At 39.7% G+C, this 18,317-nt stretch carries 13 protein-coding genes and 3 tRNA genes; 10 read left to right on the top strand and 6 right to left on the bottom strand.

Going from position 1 to position 18,317, the window contains the following annotated elements; all coding sequences use genetic code 11:
• Positions 1-9 precede the first annotated feature (9 nt).
• From I6E24_RS02010 to tilS, 3 genes are all read right to left on the bottom strand, one after another.
• Complete coding sequence (locus I6E24_RS02010; RefSeq protein WP_235325843.1) at positions 10-4,446, bottom strand: DUF5113 domain-containing protein; 4,437 nt, start codon at positions 4,444-4,446, stop codon at positions 10-12.
• A 150-nt stretch (positions 4,447-4,596) separates the two neighbouring features.
• Positions 4,597-4,773: a histone H1 gene (locus I6E24_RS02005; protein ID WP_235325841.1), complete on the bottom strand. Its 177-nt coding sequence runs from the start codon at positions 4,771-4,773 to the stop codon at positions 4,597-4,599.
• Positions 4,774-4,982: 209 nt separating this feature from the next.
• Entirely contained in the window at positions 4,983-6,266 is a 1,284-nt protein-coding gene (tilS, locus tag I6E24_RS02000) for a tRNA lysidine(34) synthetase TilS (RefSeq protein ID WP_235325839.1), read from the bottom strand.
• Positions 6,267-6,391: 125 nt separating this feature from the next.
• Here tilS and feoB point away from each other — a divergent pair, with 125 nt between their 5' ends.
• The 6 genes from feoB to I6E24_RS01975 all read left to right on the top strand — a co-directional run bounded on the left by feoB (position 6,392) and on the right by I6E24_RS01975 (position 10,424).
• Complete coding sequence (gene feoB / locus I6E24_RS01995) at positions 6,392-8,872, top strand: ferrous iron transport protein B (protein ID WP_235325837.1); 2,481 nt, start codon at positions 6,392-6,394, stop codon at positions 8,870-8,872.
• Positions 8,873-9,025 (top strand): FeoB-associated Cys-rich membrane protein, encoded by a 153-nt coding sequence (locus I6E24_RS17465; protein ID WP_366946832.1) that lies wholly within the window; start codon positions 8,873-8,875, stop codon positions 9,023-9,025.
• A 91-nt stretch (positions 9,026-9,116) separates the two neighbouring features.
• Positions 9,117-9,191: transfer RNA gene (locus tag I6E24_RS01990), tRNA-Cys, on the top strand.
• 25 nt (positions 9,192-9,216) lie between these two features.
• Positions 9,217-9,288 (top strand) — tRNA-Cys (locus tag I6E24_RS01985).
• A 15-nt stretch (positions 9,289-9,303) separates the two neighbouring features.
• Positions 9,304-9,376: transfer RNA gene (locus I6E24_RS01980), tRNA-Lys, on the top strand.
• Between the two features lie 94 nt (positions 9,377-9,470).
• Positions 9,471-10,424 carry a tetratricopeptide repeat protein gene (locus tag I6E24_RS01975; protein WP_235325835.1) on the top strand — a complete coding sequence of 318 codons (954 nt, stop codon included), beginning with the start codon at positions 9,471-9,473 and terminating at the stop codon, positions 10,422-10,424.
• A gap of 153 nt (positions 10,425-10,577) precedes the next feature.
• On the opposite strand, the gene I6E24_RS01970 is transcribed toward I6E24_RS01975, so the two are convergent.
• Positions 10,578-11,747, bottom strand: coding sequence for a MalY/PatB family protein (locus I6E24_RS01970; RefSeq protein WP_235325833.1), 1,170 nt, complete (start codon positions 11,745-11,747; stop codon positions 10,578-10,580).
• 326 nt (positions 11,748-12,073) lie between these two features.
• Between I6E24_RS01970 and I6E24_RS01965 the strand changes: the two genes are divergently transcribed.
• The 4 genes from I6E24_RS01965 to I6E24_RS01950 are packed head-to-tail and all read left to right on the top strand — an operon-like array spanning position 12,074 to position 15,966.
• A complete protein-coding gene (locus I6E24_RS01965; RefSeq protein ID WP_154042939.1) occupies positions 12,074-12,916 on the top strand; it encodes a prephenate dehydratase in 843 nt (280 codons plus the stop codon).
• On the top strand, positions 12,891-14,075 hold the full coding sequence (locus I6E24_RS01960; RefSeq protein WP_235325831.1) for a pyridoxal phosphate-dependent aminotransferase: 1,185 nt from the start codon (positions 12,891-12,893) through the stop codon (positions 14,073-14,075). Before I6E24_RS01965 ends, I6E24_RS01960 begins: the two co-directional genes overlap by 26 nt.
• 37 nt (positions 14,076-14,112) lie before the next feature.
• Positions 14,113-15,180, top strand: a complete 1,068-nt coding sequence (locus I6E24_RS01955) for a bifunctional 3-deoxy-7-phosphoheptulonate synthase/chorismate mutase type II (protein ID WP_235325829.1) — start codon at positions 14,113-14,115, stop codon at positions 15,178-15,180.
• A gap of 12 nt (positions 15,181-15,192) precedes the next feature.
• Positions 15,193-15,966 (top strand): prephenate dehydrogenase, encoded by a 774-nt coding sequence (locus tag I6E24_RS01950; RefSeq protein WP_235325827.1) that lies wholly within the window; start codon positions 15,193-15,195, stop codon positions 15,964-15,966.
• 73 nt (positions 15,967-16,039) lie between these two features.
• Here I6E24_RS01950 and I6E24_RS01945 read toward each other — a convergent pair whose 3' ends face one another.
• The gene (locus I6E24_RS01945; protein WP_235325825.1) at positions 16,040-17,230 is read right to left on the bottom strand and encodes an FprA family A-type flavoprotein; all 1,191 of its coding nucleotides are present in this window, start codon (positions 17,228-17,230) and stop codon (positions 16,040-16,042) included.
• A 20-nt stretch (positions 17,231-17,250) separates the two neighbouring features.
• Positions 17,251-18,180: a TIGR01212 family radical SAM protein gene (locus I6E24_RS01940; RefSeq protein WP_235325824.1), complete on the bottom strand. Its 930-nt coding sequence runs from the start codon at positions 18,178-18,180 to the stop codon at positions 17,251-17,253.
• Positions 18,181-18,317 lie beyond the last annotated feature (137 nt).

Raw genomic sequence — 18,317 nt, 5'->3', positions numbered from 1 at the left:
ATAAACTTTTTATCTACTACTCAATGGAATGGTAAACCACACACAGAATCCTATACCATCATCAGCTACTTTGGCATTGATACGGCATCCTCTTCTTCCTGCAAACTCATCATGATCTCTTATAATCTGCTTGCATATCAGATACTCTGCTCCGGAAAGAGTATCACCATATTCAGACACTTTAACTTTTGCACTGTCAGGATAAAACAACAGATTCAGTTCCTCCTGTTTAAAGTTACGTCGCCTGTCAGTAAATTCAAATCTGGCAAAACATCCATCCTTACTTACAGAAAGAATTATTTCACCATCAGAATTATACCGCAATGCCTCATCCAAAAGATTCTCCAATATAAAACGAAGCAAAATTTCATCACCTGATATTACGCATTCACATTCCATATCAATCTTCAAAGAAGGATAAACAGTCATACGCCTTACCAACTTCCTATAATACTTATCCGCATAAGCTATAAGGTCTGAAACATTTATCAATGAACGTCTAAATGTAACTCCGTCCAACATACGTGATGCATTCGACGACAAAAGTGTAAATATTTCTTTATAATAAGACACGAGTTCTTCCATATCCTGAAGACTTTTATCCATTTCTTTACCATCAGAGTTTGAAGAATATTCAGCTCTCACCTGCTCTACAATCTTCCTCAGACGTCCCGGATAATATATTGTTTCGTGTTTGATAGTTGAAAGACAATTATCAAGAACAAGATTTTGGACATGAAGCGTGTTTTCTTCATGTTCAGCTCTGGCTGCTTCATCTTTAGCCAGTTCTATATCCTGGAATCTCCTCTCCACCTGAACTATCGTATGATATAATGCCACACCAAGATATTCGCTCACAAGTTCAAGTAAAATACGGTCTTCCTCACGAACGGATTTATCAATACATTTCAGTCCTATCACTCCTATGTAATTTGCTCCTGAAGCAGAATCCACACGCAAAGGTAAAACCATCCATTGTTTTTCCTCGTCATAAATTACACTTTTGCTAATATACGACTTATTAAGTTTTTCAAAAAGGATTTCATCATCACAATCAGAATACCATGAAAAAAACAGTTTATTCTCAGATTCATCAAATATCCCAATCACTAGATTATCAATAGTTATAAGTTCATTTACATCACGAAACAAAGAACTGACGGTCCGAGTACATATCTCAGACGTGTTCTCTAGTGTATCACCCGAAGCAGAAACCGAAAAAACAGTCTGATTTATGGTAAGAACCTGTTCCATATTATATCGGTAATGGAGCATGCGCCTCAAATAGATAACATAATATGCCACAAGACCAACAACTATCAATACAGCAAAAAGCATTATAGCTACAATTTTGTTATTGGCAGATTTCTGCATTTTCTGACAATACTGTTCCAAAGATTTATCCTCGCTTATCTGCTTATAAAGTGTAGTATAAGCCTTGTTGTTATAATAATATTTTGAGAAATTTTTCACTGCAAGGCTCGCTACGGCTACCTCATTCCTTACATCAAGGATAATATAATAGTCTGTGTCAAACTTTTCATTTAGCCATACCAGCTCAGGGGCCTCTTCCTGACTGTTCGTATCAAGCAAAGGGCCTTTCTTGCCGGAATACTTTTGATAGTGCATATTCATATAATAGAAGGCACTATCGGCCAGGACAAGAGCCTTATCATAATCAGCCCTTACATTGCTTTCGTAAACCATATTGGCAAAAGCATTCGCTATGGAAAGAAGACTGTCGTAGCCTGTCACGATATATGCTTCATCTGTAATAGGTGCTTTATCCTTAAAGACAAAAGTATCTGTCGATTCAGCAAATACATGTGTGAATGAAATAAGAAAAATGATGACTGATAATATCTTCTTTACTCCCTTAGGAAGACGGAAATAGAAACGGCTTCCTTTGCCTGGTTCACTTTCAATCCCGAACTTACATACCCCAAATACAGGACTTGTCTTTTTATATTTTTCTATTATGCCCTTGCAATTCATAAGACCAAATCCATGTCCTTTCTGTTTTGCAAGTTCCTCCATATCACATGCAGTATCTATACCAATTTTACCGGAATCATATACTTTTTCATTCAATATATGCTCCACATCAGATTTCGACAACCCCGGACCATTATCTTTTACAGAAACTTCCACATAATCATCGCCTTCACTAGCCGACACTATTACTTCCCCACCATACGGAGTATATTTACGTGCATTTTCAGTAAGAGTATTTATCATAAACAAAGTCAGAGACTTATCAGCTTTCACCACAAGATCAGACTTTTCAATATCAAGACGCTGTTTCTTAACCTCAAACGAATGTTTTCCTTTTTCAATAACATCAAACAAACTGTCAAGCGAAAAATTCTCTATATTCAGACTTATATCGCCTTGCTTCATTTTTATCCATACAGCCAATATGTCATTATAATCATTGATTTTTGACAACAGTTCTTCTATATATTGCAACTTACCGTTTCTTATATCATTATCTCTTGCGAATGATGCATTCCTAAGTTTTGCGACTTCGTTTATCACTCTGTCTATATATGGGACTATACCATTAACAATGGCTACACATGCTTTTTTAGTTTCATTCTGCCTTTTGTTATCTTCTATATGTAAACGGTGTATATATTCCTCCTGTTCCAAGCGTATTCTGGTATCGGCTAACATCATAAGATTAAGTCCGTTTTCTATAGTCCATGCCATATAAGGCGTTATAAGCCTCATCATCGACATTTCATCACGTCTTAATTTACCATTTTTCTTGAGCCACATTTTTCCTACCGGTATATCCTTACCAGGAGCTATCAATTCAAAAACTGGAAGTTTTCCTGAAACAATCCATTCCGGTCTATCGTCTGTATCTGCAGAAGAAACAAGTTCAATCCACAAATCATCTGATGCAGTAATACTCAAGACATCAGGTCTTACAGCGTTTTCGACCATCTTTACGACTTCTTCCGAATCCGAAGCCTCTTCCGGAATGGCAGCTGTAGTATTGCGACAGACAAGCAGAACCTTATTCAGTTTATCAATATACAGATTGTTGCGAATACGCCAAAACCTGTTCAACATTATCAGTACTATAGCCAAAATAAAGAAACCAAGTATAACCATTATCAAAAGGACATTAAGCAGATACGATTCCCTGTCCAATGCAGTATACCTGCTTTCCAGTTCCTTATCCTGACGTGTGTAGTCAAGAATATCAAGGTATATGTTTCTGTTATAATCAGATTCAGGTTTCATCCCCATAGCCGAATAAGTACGGCTAAGCTGTTCTCTCAATCTGGCAATCCACTCAGGAACAGTCATTATCCCATCATTGTTAATCCATTTCAGCTCCAATGAGTATGGAAAATACCTGTCATATGTTTTAAGCCTGTCAGTCGTATCTGTACATGCATAATACTTCTCATGATGTTTGTTTACATATTGCAATGCGGTGTCAAGTAATGGCAATGCCCTTTCTGGGCTTCCTATATAATTATAATAAGTAGCCATAGTCCTGTAAGCACCTGAAATCTGATACCAATCACCATAGTCCTTAAACAATTCCAAAGCACGTTCAGACATATTCAACGGCAAGCTGTCTATAGGACAATCATCTTCATTTACAACTTCAAGCCATCCTTTACGTCTCTCTGAGATTAAAGTTCTGTTAGATCTGAAATTCAGAATTTCAGCCATAGCCTGCAAAGCATTGGCTTCAAAATACTTATATCCTTGTTCATGAGATATTCTCAGACAATCCATTAGATAGCCGAACTCGCCTATGACAACATCTTCAGGTGTGGAAGCTGAATACATACCTCCTGAACCTCGCATGTACATATAATTAAGAAACTGTGCTGTGTCAGACTCTATCTTATCAATATCTATTGCATCAATTTCGGCTAATGACTCTTTTTCCTGCTGCAAATAATAAAAATAAACACCGGAAGTAATATGAAACTCGGACAAAGCATAATTAAACCGTGCAGAAAGAGTAGAATCCGTCTCAATCACTCTATCCTGCATAATTCGCTTTATACGCCTTTGAGCACGGTTTCTATAATCATAAAATTCTTTATTGGAAGATGTCCTCTGACATATCTTCATCAATCCGACATCAGCCACCAAACATTCTATCTCATTATCAGAAACACTGATAACATTTGAAAACAATTCCATGGATTTCACAAAATCCATATTCATATATGCACAAAATGCCAGATTGTTCAACACCTCCGGATAGTTTGAACAGTCTGAAGAAACCATATTATAGGCTTTCTCTGCTAGATATGCTGATTCGGTAAGATTCTTATAGCGCATACGATACGAAAGATTATTCAAAGAATCAACTTTAGAGACTAAATCATATTTCACTACATATCTATGACATGAAGCGAAAAAAACAATAATAAACAAAGTTATAAACCCACCGAAAAATCTTTTCATTCCGACCTCCTATATAAAACCTGAAATTGCAGAGTCAATATCTCAACCTATATTACAGATTCAAACATCTATAATACATTAAACAAAAAGGTTGTATCACTCCCACTAGACCGAAGTAATACAACCCCTAAATAAAGCGTTGCCCAAACATTATTTTTTAGATTCTTCCAAAGAAGCTTTTCTAAATTCTTTCAACACTTTTTCCAAATCCAAAGAAGCCTTACGTGCACGTGTTCCGGCTGCTTTGTTACCTTTTTCAGCTTGCTGAGTAGCATCAGCAATTAGAGCTTCGCTCAATTCCTGAATCTTTACAATTAATTCGTTCATAAATTATAATTTATTAAATTTTTAATTACCAAAACCGTTTATAATAAACCGCTTAGTATCTTCAAAGTAAATATAAAAACTTGGAATTACATCATCGTCATCGTCCTAATTTACATCATTTAACTAAAAAGTATATAGTCTTATATCTTATTATCTATTGCCTGGTTTCTTTTTTACATTAAGATAAAAAAATACGACAATCAATATCATTATTTGACCGGCAACACTTGAATCTCCAACACGTTATCTGTCTTACTGTCAACACGAAAACGGTTATCAGTCCTTTCATTCACTACCCATACTATCTCTTCGCCGGAAGTAACAACCATAATATTCTCTTTCTCAAACAATGATATCTTTCTGTCCCGCAAATAATCACGTACTTTCTTAAAGCCCTTCATTCCAAACGGAACAAACTTGTCTCCCGAGTGCCATTTTCTAAGCCTCAAATCACCACACAATTTCCCTGCATCCAAATATGCTACATCATTACGCCTGGGAACCTTAAACCCAGAATCAACACTAATAAGTCTGGTTCTAAGTTCATATACATCCTCGACCATATTTTTGGATTTTAGCAGAAGAAAGTCCCTGTCCCTTAACAAAATCCAGTCTGGAGAATTAAAAATTTTACCCGAAGTTGACTTCAAACTTCTCTCTATATCTTTAATTTGTGCAGAATTAAAACCCAACGGTGAAAGCCATTCAAACAAAATTGCCTGCGGAGCGATCTCCCTCATTAGTTTTTCAATAGAGACTGAATACTGTGATTCCATGACACGTTCCAAAGCATCTGTTATCGCTCCTTTATATATCGCTGCAACATCCGCCAGACGAGACGCAGTTTCCACAAGTGAATCACAAAATGAAGGATTTATCTGTTGGAATAATGGTATTATGTCGAGCCTTATCTTGTTACGTGTATATATATTTTCCAGATTCGTGCTATCAGTAACATAGTCCTGCCTTAAATATTGCAGATAGTCTAAAATATCTCCCCTACCCACATCAAGCAAAGGACGGACTACAAAACCATTCTTAGGCATTATACCTTTCAGTCCGTTTATACCTGTACCACGCGAGAGATTTAGAAGGAATGTTTCCACACTATCATCCCTGTGATGTGCCACAGCAATATAAGATGCTCCATACTTCTTTCTAATATCTTCAAACCATCCATATCTCAACTCGCGAGCAGCCATCTCAATAGACAATCCATTTTCTGTAGCATAAACGACCGTCTGAAAATGTACAACTTCGAGAGGGACTGAAAGCTCTGCGCACAGTTTTCTTACAAAAGCTTCATCTCTGTCCGACTCTTGTCCACGCAAATGGAAGTTACAATGTGCTGCTACACAATTGTATCCCAGCGACAAAAGTATTCTAAGCAATGCTACAGAATCTGCACCGCCACTTAGAGCCACAATCAACTTGTCATTAAAACCGAATAGCTCCTTTTCGTTTATATATTTTTCTACTTTACGTTTTAACATAGTGCAAATGTAGCATTTTTACATCTACAATACAAATCAAACCAGAGAGTTTATTATTTAAAAACAATCTAAATAGCTTGCATATACAATTACTATCCTGTATCTTTGCCGAAAAATGTAAAAGCATGAAATTATCGGAACTCAAAACAGGAGAAAAAGGAGTCATAGTAAAGGTATTGGGACACGGAGGTTTCCGCAGAAGAATAATAGAAATGGGATTCATAAAAGGAAAAACCGTAGAAGTTATACTAAATGCTCCTCTCAAAGACCCTATTAAATATAAGATAATGGGATATGAAATATCATTACGCCGACAGGAAGCGGAAATGATTGAGATTATCAGTGAAGAAGAAGCACGTAAAACAAACTCTGACATATCGCTGTATGACCCAATATCGGAAAACATTCCTGTAACTGAAGAACAGATGAAAGCCCTTGCACAGGGGAAAAGACGAACAATAAACGTAGCATTGGTGGGAAATCCAAACTGCGGAAAGACATCGCTTTTCAACATAGCATCAGGCTCACACGAACATGTAGGTAATTATAGTGGAGTTACTGTAGACGCCAAAGAAGGTTTTTTCGATTTCCAGGGATACCATTTCAAACTAATAGATTTACCAGGGACATATTCCCTGTCTGCATATAGCCCTGAAGAACTTTACGTCCGAAAACATATTATAGAAGAAACTCCGGACGTGATAATTAACGTTATAGACTCAGGCAATATAGAACGTAATCTATACCTCACAACGCAGCTGATTGACATGAACGTAAGAATGGTAATAGCACTAAACATGTATGACGCGTTGCAGAGTAGCGGCAACACACTTGATATAAAGAAATTAAGCCAGCTGCTTGGTGTTCCTGCTGTGCCAACAATAAGTCGTACAGGTGAAGGTATTGATGAATTGTTCCATGTAATCATCGGACTATACGAAGGTGCCGACTTTATGGGCCAGAAGGAAGAAATACAGAATGAAGCTCTTCAAGAATACCGCAAATGGCACGACGCATACGTACCCGACCATAAATACGGAAGTCACAAGGAAGAGGAAAATGACTTTACACCAAAAAACTTCATACGCCATATACACATCAACCACGGTCCTGAACTAGAAAGGAGTATTGAAGCCGTAAAAAAGGAAATAGGCAAAATAGAGAATATCAGACATAAATACTCTACGCGTTTCCTGGCTATAAAAATGCTGGAGAACGACAAGGATATAGAGCGCCGTATAATATCCGACATGCCTAATGCTGACACAATAATCGACATTAGAAACAAAGAAGCAGAAAGGATTAAAACTGTACTTAATGAAGACAGCGAACAAGCCATCACGGATGCCAAATATGGATTCATCTCTGGTGCCCTGAAAGAAACATACACAGACAACAACCAAAACACTGAAATGTTCACCCGAATAGTGGACAGCATAGTAACCCACAGGATATGGGGGTTCCCTATATTCTTCGTATTCCTGTACATAATGTTTGAAGGTACATTTGTAATAGGTGATTACCCCATGCAAGCCATAGAATGGCTGGTAGGCATGATAGCTCAGACCGCCGAATCGTTCATACCTGCCGGACCACTGAAAGACTTGGTAATAGACGGCATCATAGGAGGTGTAGGAGGAGTAATAGTGTTCCTGCCTAACATACTCATATTATATACTTTCATATCAATTATGGAAGATTCAGGATATATGGCACGCGCAGCATTTATCATGGACAAGATAATGCATAAAATGGGGCTGCACGGAAAATCATTTATCCCTCTTATTATGGGATTCGGATGTAACGTACCTGCCATAATGGGTTCCCGCATCATTGAAAGCCGCAAGTCAAGACTGGTAACAATGCTCATCACTCCACTTATGTCATGCAGTGCACGTTTGCCGATATACCTTATTTTGATTGGAGCATTCTTTCCAAGCCATGCCAGCCTTGTCCTGCTAGGCATTTACAGTATAGGTATCTTGTTAGCTATTATCATGGCAAGAGTACTTAGCAAATTTATCGTAAAAGGTGACGACACTCCATTCGTAATGGAACTTCCTCCTTACAGAATGCCTACAGCCAAATCAGTATTAAGACACACATGGGAGAAAGGTGTTCAGTATCTCAAAAAGATGGGAGGAATAATAATGGTGGCATCCATCATTATATGGTTTTTGGGATATTATCCCAACCATGAACAATACTCTACCCAAGCAGAGCAACAGGAAAACTCATACATCGGACAAATAGGTAAAGCCATAGAACCGGTGATTGAACCTCTTGGTTTCGACTGGAAGATGGGTATCGGAATCTTATCTGGAGTGGGTGCAAAGGAACTTGTGGTAAGTACACTTGGAGTGCTATATGCAGACGATGAGGAAGTGGACAGTGCCAATCTTGCCGAGCGTCTCAACATCACTCCTCTAGTGGCCTTCTGTTATATGCTTTTCACTCTGATATACTTCCCTTGTGTTGCTACGATAGTAGCTATAAAACAAGAATCCGGTAGTTGGAAATGGGCACTATTTGCCGCCACTTATACCACTGTATTGGCATGGATTGTTTCATTCCTGGTATTTCAAATTGGAAAAATCTTCTTATAAATGGACATACAGACTATAATCATATATATAATAATAACTATATGCGTAGCATTCATTGGGCTACGCATATATAAATTATTATCAGGCAAAGGTAAGCCAGAATGCGGTTCATGTACAGGATGTACATTAAAAGACACATGCAAGAAGAAATAAAAATGAATATTTTTTAGGCAAAGTATTGCATATTTAAAAAAAAGCAGTACCTTTGCATCGCATTTGAGAAAAACAACATCAAATGTCTTCCGGTTCCTTGGATGAGTGGCTTAGTCAGCGGTCTGCAAAACCGTGTACGGCGGTTCGAATCCGCCAGGAACCTCCACTTTACTGAAAAAATTGATTGCTACGGTTCCTTGGATGAGTGGCTTAGTCAGCGGTCTGCAAAACCGTGTACGGCGGTTCGAATCCGCCAGGAACCTCAAACAACAGGCAATGCACTCTTAGCTCAGTTGGTAGAGCAACTGACTCTTAATCAGTGGGTCCAGGGTTCGAATCCCTGAGGGTGTACAAAAAGAGAATGTCTAACATGGCATTCTCTTTTTTTTGTATTCATAATTGAATTTTGTACTTTTGCAGACACTAACAAATAAATGTATTAATTATGAGTCTATTATCATCCCTGTTCGGAGGAAACAAGAAAAATGAAAGCAACGAACAGGAGAAACAGGAAAAGAAAAATTTCGAAATTCTAAAATACGACGGTATCAGAGCACGCAATATCAGACAATTGCCGTATGCCATCAAATGCTTTGAAGAAGCTACAGCATTAAAAGAAGACGAGGAAACTATGGAACTTCTTGCTGCATCCTACCTTCAGACAGGTAAAACTGATGAAGCAAGAAAAGTGTATAACAGACTGACAGAAATTGCACCTGACAATACCAAAAATCTTCTTTCGCTGGCAAGTGTATGCTTCATTCAGGAAGATTATCCGGCAATGAAGGAAGCCTGTGAAAAAGCAATCGCACTTGACGACAAGAACAAAACAGCATTCTACATGGCTGCCAGAGCTGAAAAGGGAACAAAGGATTATATTCAAGCCATAGTAATGCTTACAAAAGCTATTACCATAGATGAAGACTTCAAAGAAGCATATCAGCTGAGAGCTGAAATTTTATGGGATATGCGCCAGGCCAAAGAAGCGTCAGAGGATCTCGATACTATTCTATCAAAAGACAGTGACGACGAAGACGCATTGGTCCTGAAAGGTGAAATCTGTGCAGCAACAGGAAATACGGAAGAAGGAATATCATACCTTGATAAAGTTCTTTCTCTAAATCCTTTCAATGAAAAGGCTTATATAATAAAAGGTACAGCTCTATTGGAAAACAAAGAATTCGATCAGGCTATTGCCGTATACGACGAAGCTCTGGAACTATCACCAGAGAATGCAAGACTGTATCAGGAAAGAGGTCGTGTCAAATTATTGAAAGGAGACAAGAATGGTTCGGTTGAGGATTTAAAGAAGGCTATCGAACTCAACCCAGAAAGCGAAAATATGATAAATGGAAATTTCAATAATTTCTCTCAGGAAAACAAAGTAGGTATTTACTAATAACACCATTTAAATGGTATTTAAACACCTCTTAAATACTGTTTAAACACTATTCCGAATACTCAGAGTAGCACAGATATAAACAATCAAAAGCCGGAAATGCATGAAAACAAATTCTGCATTTCCGGCTTTTGTATATCTTTACAAGTCAGATCATAAAGTTTTATAAGCCTCAGCCAATTGATTCATCGCAAGCTCTACTACCGAACGCTGCGTACCAACATTCATTCTCATAAATCCGGCACCCTCACGACCAAACATTTCTCCATCATTCAGAGCAAGTCCCGCCTTATCAACAAAGAATGAATTCAATTCTTCATGGTTCAACCCAAGTTCACGACAGTCAAGCCATATCAGATACGAAGCCATAGGGCGTATAGCCTTTATTTTAGGAGCATTTTCTTTCAGGAAAGAGTCAACATAATCTATATTTCCCTGAATATAATCCAGGCACTGGTCGAGCCACTCAGTCCCGTTGGAATACGCAGCCTCAACAGCTGGAAAGGCAAACACATGTCCCGCATTCAACTCACCTGCTTCAAGGTAAGTCTCAAATTTTCCACGCAAGGCATCATTATATATTATGGTATGCGATGCTGCAACACCGGGCATATTGAATGTCTTACTTGGAGCCATAAATGTTACCGAATTCTTTTTCGCTTTCTCTGATACCATTGCAAAAGGAAGATGCTTATGTGGAGGAAGCGTCAAGTCGGCATGTATCTCATCAGAAAACACCAAAATATTATCCTCAGCACAAATCTCAGCCAGTTCTTCAAGTTCCTCCCTTTTCCATACTACCCCACCCGGATTGTGAGGATTACAGAGAATAAGTACCCTCACTCCTTTCTTTATGCTTCTAAGAAGTTCGAGATTCATTCGGTACTCACCATTCTCAAATATCATAGGACACTCCACCAACTGCCTGTTATTTCTCTTAGTGAGCCATGCAAAAGGATGATAAACGGGCGGCATTATAATAACCTTATCGCCAGGAGAGGTGAAACAATTCAATGCCATTCCCAAACCGGCAACTATACCGGGAACGTAATTGATGTGTTTTTTCTCAATCTCCATACCATAACGAGCCTTAACCCAGTTTATGATAGAGTTATAATAACCGTCCGACTTTGCCGTGTATCCGAATACAGGATGTTCGCAACGTTTCTTTACAGCATCAACCACAAAATCGGGTGTAGCAAAATCCATATCGGCTACCCACATCGGGATAAGATCATTCCTATCCCATATATCTTTCATTTCGTCAATCTTGACAGCGTTTGTATTTCTTCTGTCAATCAATTCATCAAAATTATACTTCATAATGATTATTCAATGTGTTATAAATATTAAACCAGCATTACAAAATAAGGTAATAATGCTCTAAAATTAAAAATTTTGAAGAAAATTTTCATGATATTCTTGTTTTTTCAAGAAAAGTATTACATTTGCACTGGAAACGATAACAAAAAGTATTATATGACAACATTCGCTACATATTTCTTCTTTTTCTTTTATTACTTTTACTTTAGCAATGAAGTGAAGCGGGAAGTCGTATGTGCCAGATACGTAAGATAATCAATACAAAATAAAATAACGAAATCCCGCTTCTGTATGAGGCGGGATTTTTTTTAATGGTATAAATAAAGATGAGAAAGATAGCAATTCAAGGAGTAAAGGGCTCGTATCACGACATAGCTGCCCACAAATATTTTAAAGATGAAGAGATAGAACTTATTTGTTGCAACACATTTGAGGAAGTGTTTGCACAGATGAAGAAGGACAGCGACGTGATAGGCGTGATTGCAATAGAAAACACAATAGCGGGAAGCTTGTTGCACAACTATGAGCTGCTTCGTGAAAGTGGTGCTACTATCATAGGAGAACACAAACTCAGAATAAGCCACAGCATCATGTGTTTGCCGGAGGATAACTGGGAAGACCTCACAGAAGTAAACTCACACCCGGTTGCTTTGGCTCAGTGCCGCGACTTCCTGCACAACCATCCGGAACTGAAAGTAGTAGAAACGGAAGATACAGCAGGTAGTGCAGAAAATATCAGAAAAAACAATCTGAGAGGACATGCAGCCATCTGTTCCAAATACGCTGCCGGACTTTATGACATGAAAATCCTGGAAGAAGGAATAGAAACAAACAAGCACAACTTCACACGTTTCCTCGTCATCAGCAACCCATGGCTGGCCGACGAACTGAAAGACCGCTCTAAAGTGAACAAGGCAAACATAGTATTCTCGCTCCCACACAGCGAAGGAAGCCTCTCACAGGTATTGTCAATCTTCTCATTCTATAAGATAAACCTCACAAAGATACAGTCACTGCCGATCATCGGACGAGAATGGGAATATATGTTCTACGTTGACGTAATGTTCAATGATTATTTAAGATACAAACAGTCTATAGACGCTGTTACACCACTTACAAAAGCACTTAAAATTTTAGGAGAATATGCAGAAGGAGAATCAACAATATAAGATACAGCCGGCCGACAGACTGGCAAATGTCAGCGAATACTATTTCAGCAGAAAACTGAAGGAAGTGGCACAGATGAATGCCGAAGGTAAAAACGTGATAAGCCTCGGAATAGGCAGCCCTGACATGCCGCCATCAGAAGAAACGATCAATGTCCTTTGCGAAAATGCCAAGAAACCTGATGCTCACGGCTACCAGCCTACAGTGGGAATACCTGAACTGAGAAAAGCCATGGCAGACTGGTATAAAAGATGGTATAATGTAGATCTCGACCCAGCCACAGAGATACAGCCTCTTATCGGTTCAAAGGAAGGTATTCTGCACGTGACACTGGCCTTGGTTAATCCGGGCGACAAGGTTCTGGTTCCAAATCCAGGCTACCCTACCTATACATCGCTGAACAAAATACTTGGAAGCGAAATAATCAACTACAACCTTCGCGAGGACAACAACTGGCAGCCTGATTTCGACGAACTGGAGAAGATGGATCTTACAGGAGTGAAAATCATGTGGACCAACTATCCTAATATGCCTACAGGGGCAAATGCCACAATGGAACTTTACGAAAAGATTGTTGATTTCGCACGCCGACACAACATCGTAGTAGTGAACGACAACCCATACAGCTTCATACTCAATAAAAAACCGATAAGCATACTCAATGTTCCGGGAGCAAAAGAATGCTGTATAGAATTCAACTCCATGAGTAAGAGCCACAACATGCCAGGCTGGCGTGTGGGAATGCTGGCTACTAACGCCACTTTCGTACAGTGGATTCTGAAAATCAAGAGTAATATTGACTCCGGAACTTTCCGTCCATTGCAGCTCGCAGCGGCACAAGCATATAACAACAGTGCCGAATGGCATGAAGAAGCCAACTTCAATGTTTACAGCCGTCGCAGAAAGCTTGCCGAAGAAATAATGAACGAACTGGGATGTACATTCGACCATAATCAGGTGGGAATGTTCCTCTGGGGCAAGATACCTGAATCATACAACGATGTAGAGGAACTGACAGAAAAAGTTCTGCACCAGGCAAGAGTATTCATCACACCGGGATTCATCTTCGGAAGCAACGGAAAGAGATATATCCGCATTTCGCTTTGCGCCAAAGAAGAAAAGCTGGCAGAAGCACTTGAGAGAATAAAGAATATGAAATAAAAAAACAAATACAAATAACTACTAAAAGATTACAACTATGGCACTCGAATTAGAACCTATCAGACTGGAAGGCGTATCAGAAGAACGTCCTTTGATAATTGCAGGACCTTGCAGCGCAGAAACAGAAGAACAGGTAATGAGCACAGCAAAGCAGCTGGCTAACAACGGCACAAAAATTTTCCGCGCCGGAATATGGAAACCACGTACCAAACCGGGAGGCTTCGAAGGTGTTGGAGTTGACGGTCTGGCATGGCTTAAAGAAGTGAAGAAAGAGACCGGCATGTATGTTTCTACAGAGGTTGCAACAGCAAAGCATGTTTACGAATGCCTTAAAGCCGGTATAGATATATTGTGGATAGGTGCGCGTACCACAGCCAATCCGTTTGCTGTACAGGAGATTGCAGACGCCCTGAAGGGAGTTGACATTCCTGTATATGTAAAAAATCCGGTAAACCCTGATCTGGAACTATGGATCGGAGCGATGGAGAGAATCAACAATGCAGGTATCAAACGCCTCGGAGCAATCCACCGCGGCTTCTCATCATACGACAAGAAAATTTACCGCAATCTTCCACAATGGCATATCCCTATCGAACTGAGAAGACGCATTCCTAACCTCCCTATCCTGTGCGACCCAAGCCATATCGGCGGAAAGCGTGAACTCATCGCATCACTCTGCCAGCAGGCTATGGACCTAGGTTTCGACGGACTGATAGTAGAATCACACTGCAACCCTGATTGTGCATGGAGCGACGCGTCACAGCAGGTAACTCCTGACGTTCTCGACTATATCCTGAATCTGCTGGTTATCCGTAAAGAACACCAGACTACAGAAAGCCTTAGCGAGTTGAGACGTCAGATTGATGAATGCGACAACGAACTGATGGAGATTATGGCAAAACGTATGCGCGTATGCCGCGAAATCGGAACATTCAAGAAAGAACACAATATGACAATCCTCCAGACAGGACGTTACAATGAAATTCTCGACAAGCGCGGAGCACAAGGCTCATTATGCGGAATGGATTCTGAATTTGTAAAACATGTATTCGAAGCCATACACGAAGAAAGTGTACGTCAGCAGATGGAAATAATAAACAAATAAAAATATCAGACGATGCGTATATTAATATTGGGAGCCGGAAAAATGGGCTCCTTCTTTACCGATGTATTAAGTTTCGACCACGAAGTAGCAGTTTACGATGTAAAACCCCAGAACCTGCGCTTCATGTACAACTGCCAGCGCTTTACATCTCTTGATGAGATTAAAGAGTTCAGACCAGAGCTCGTAATAAATGCAGCTACAGTGAAATACACACTCGACGCGTTCCATCAGGTACTGCCGGTAATTCCGCAGGACTGTATCATAAGCGACATTGCATCAGTAAAGACCGGTCTTCAGGAATTCTACGACAACAGCGGTTTCAGATATGTATCAACCCACCCTATGTTCGGTCCTACATTTGCCAACCTCGACCAGCTGAGTACAGAGAATGCCATAATAATAAAGGAAGGCGACTGTCTGGGCAAAGTGTTCTTCAAGGACCTTTACCAAAGACTTGGACTCAACATTTTCGAATATACATTCGATGAGCATGACGATACTGTAGCATATTCACTGTCAATACCGTTCGTTTCTACATTCGTGTTTGCTGCAGTAATGAAACATCAGGACGCCCCCGGTACAACATTCAAACGCCACATGGCAATAGCGAAGGGAGTACTCAACGAAGACGATTATCTGCTTCAGGAAATCCTGTTCAACCCACGTACCCCGAAACAGGTGGAAGGAATACGTACCGAACTGAATGAGCTTCTTGACATAATAAGCCGTAAGGATGCCGAGGGCATGCATGCCTATCTTAGCAAGATTCGAAACAATATAAAATAATAAATTAACAGGCTGTTACATGTACCAAAACTCACGTAACAGCCTGCTTACTTATTATATCAATAAAGCCCGATTACTTTCTGTCAGCTTTCAGACGGTCAGCCATAGCCTTTGCAAGTTCTTTTGCCTGAGCATAGTTGTCCTGCTTCATAGCCTGCTTCATTTCTACAGGGTTGCCTACAACCTCGAACTTCAGCTTTTCAGTGTATTCGCCAATCTTCTTCACTGCTGCACTTGCCCAAGTATATGAACCGAAGTAGCCCATCACACGGTTCTTCACTTCGCGGGCAGCTATCTTGCTCAACAGCGATTCCATTTCAGGATAAAGGTTCATGTTGTATGTAGTACATCCCACAATAAGACCTTTGTACTTGAACACGTCAGCCAGGATGTATGAATGATGAGTGTGAGATACGTTGTGCATGATGATATTCTTGATACCCTGACGGCTCAGTTCTTCAGCAATTGCCTCAGCCAGTTCCTCTGTATTGCCGTACATAGTTCCGTATGCTATCACAACACCTTCTTCAGCTTCGTAACGGCTCATCTTGTCGTACATATCGATAACCTGAGGAATCTTTTCTTCCCAAACAGGTCCATGAGTAGAACAGATAGTGTTGATAGTCAATCCGCCAAGTTTCTGCAAAGCCTTCTGTACAGGATTTCCGAACTTACCAACGATGTTAGCATAGTAACGGCGCATTTCGTTCCAATAGATATCTGTATTGATATTCCTGTCGATGCATCCACCGTTCAAAGCTCCGAAACATCCGAAAGCATCTCCAGCAAACAGGATTCCGTCAGTCTCATCGTATGTAACCATTGTTTCAGGCCAGTGAACCATAGGAACCAGATAGAAACGGAGGTTATGATAACCAAGTTTCAGGAAGTCACCGTCATTTACCACATAGCGGTCGCCAGTCACACCATAATATCCTTCCACCATTTCGAAAGTCTTCTTGTTTCCTACAAGAACGATTTCAGGATAATACTGTTTGATAAGAGCGATAGAGCCTGAGTGGTCAGGTTCCATGTGGTTTATAATAAGATAATTGATTTTACGGTCGCCGATAATGCTGCGGATTTTCTTCAGATATACTTCGAAGAATGCAACATCAACTGTATCCACCAATGCCACCATCTCATCATCTGCTATCAGATAAGAGTTGTATGACACGCCGTATGGCAACGGCCAAAGATTTTCGAACAATGCTTTGGTGCGGTCGTTCACACCTACGTAATGTACTTTACCTTTAATTTCCATTTTTATTATGAATTTGTTATTTATATGTTGACTAATTTTTTCCCTTGATACGAATCACTCTCAATCATCCTCTTCTTCAGCTTCGCAGTGAATTCATGGTTCTTCAGTCCCCAATCAGGAGCAATAAGCAAATTGCGCGGCGACTGCGATATAAACCTTTCCAATACCAGGTCGGGACGCAAATGCTCAATATAATCCAATACAAGATCGATATACTCGTCGGCAGTATATAGATGAAAGTCTTCAGGACATTCATCATACTCGTGCGCCATTCTTGTTCCCTTTATCAGCTGCAGCTGATGCATCTTCAGCGTAGTGAGCGGCAGTGACGATATATCTTCAGCCTGACGTATAATCATGTCTTTGTCCTCGCCGGGTAGTCCCAATATAACGTGTCCTCCTGTCATTATACCTCTTGAAACAGTACGTCTCACAGCATCGGCAGTACATGCAAAATCATGTCCGCGGTTTATGCGTTTCAGCGTGACATCATTAGTGCTTTCTATGCCATACTCAACCAAAAGGAAAGTCCTGCCGTTTATCTCTTCCAGATAATCCAATAGAGAATCCGGCATACAGTCCGGACGTGTACCAATAACCAGCCCCACTACTCCATCTACAGAAAGTGCTTCCTCATACATCGCCTTGAGTTTTTCCAACTCAGCATACGTATTGGTATAAGCCTGGAAATAAGCAAGATATTTCATTTCGGGATACTTTCTTGAGAAAAACTCCTTTCCCTCTTCAAGTTGCTGTCTCACAGACTTCTCAGTCCGGCAATATTCCGGATTGAATGTCTGGTTGTTACAATAAGTACATCCCCCATATCCCTTACTACCATCACGGTTAGGACATGTAAAGCCTGCGTTGACTGAAATTTTCTGAACTTTAAACGGAAAGTGTTTCGCCAGAAAACATCCGAAATCATTATATCTTATTTTATTATCCATCTGACTAAAAATACTCAGCAAAGATAATATTTTTCCGCCGAAACAACAATAAATGAAAAAACAGATTTTTACATGTTATTTAATGAGATATGTTGTTTATTCCTGCTCAAAAAGAAAACTTTGGCACATAATATATG

The organism is Bacteroides caecigallinarum (genome assembly GCF_021530995.1).
Classification (GTDB): Bacteria; Bacteroidota; Bacteroidia; order Bacteroidales; family Bacteroidaceae; genus Phocaeicola; species Phocaeicola faecigallinarum.
The sequence above is the reverse complement of the archived record's forward strand: the minus strand, read 5'-3'. Positions and strand labels throughout refer to the sequence as shown.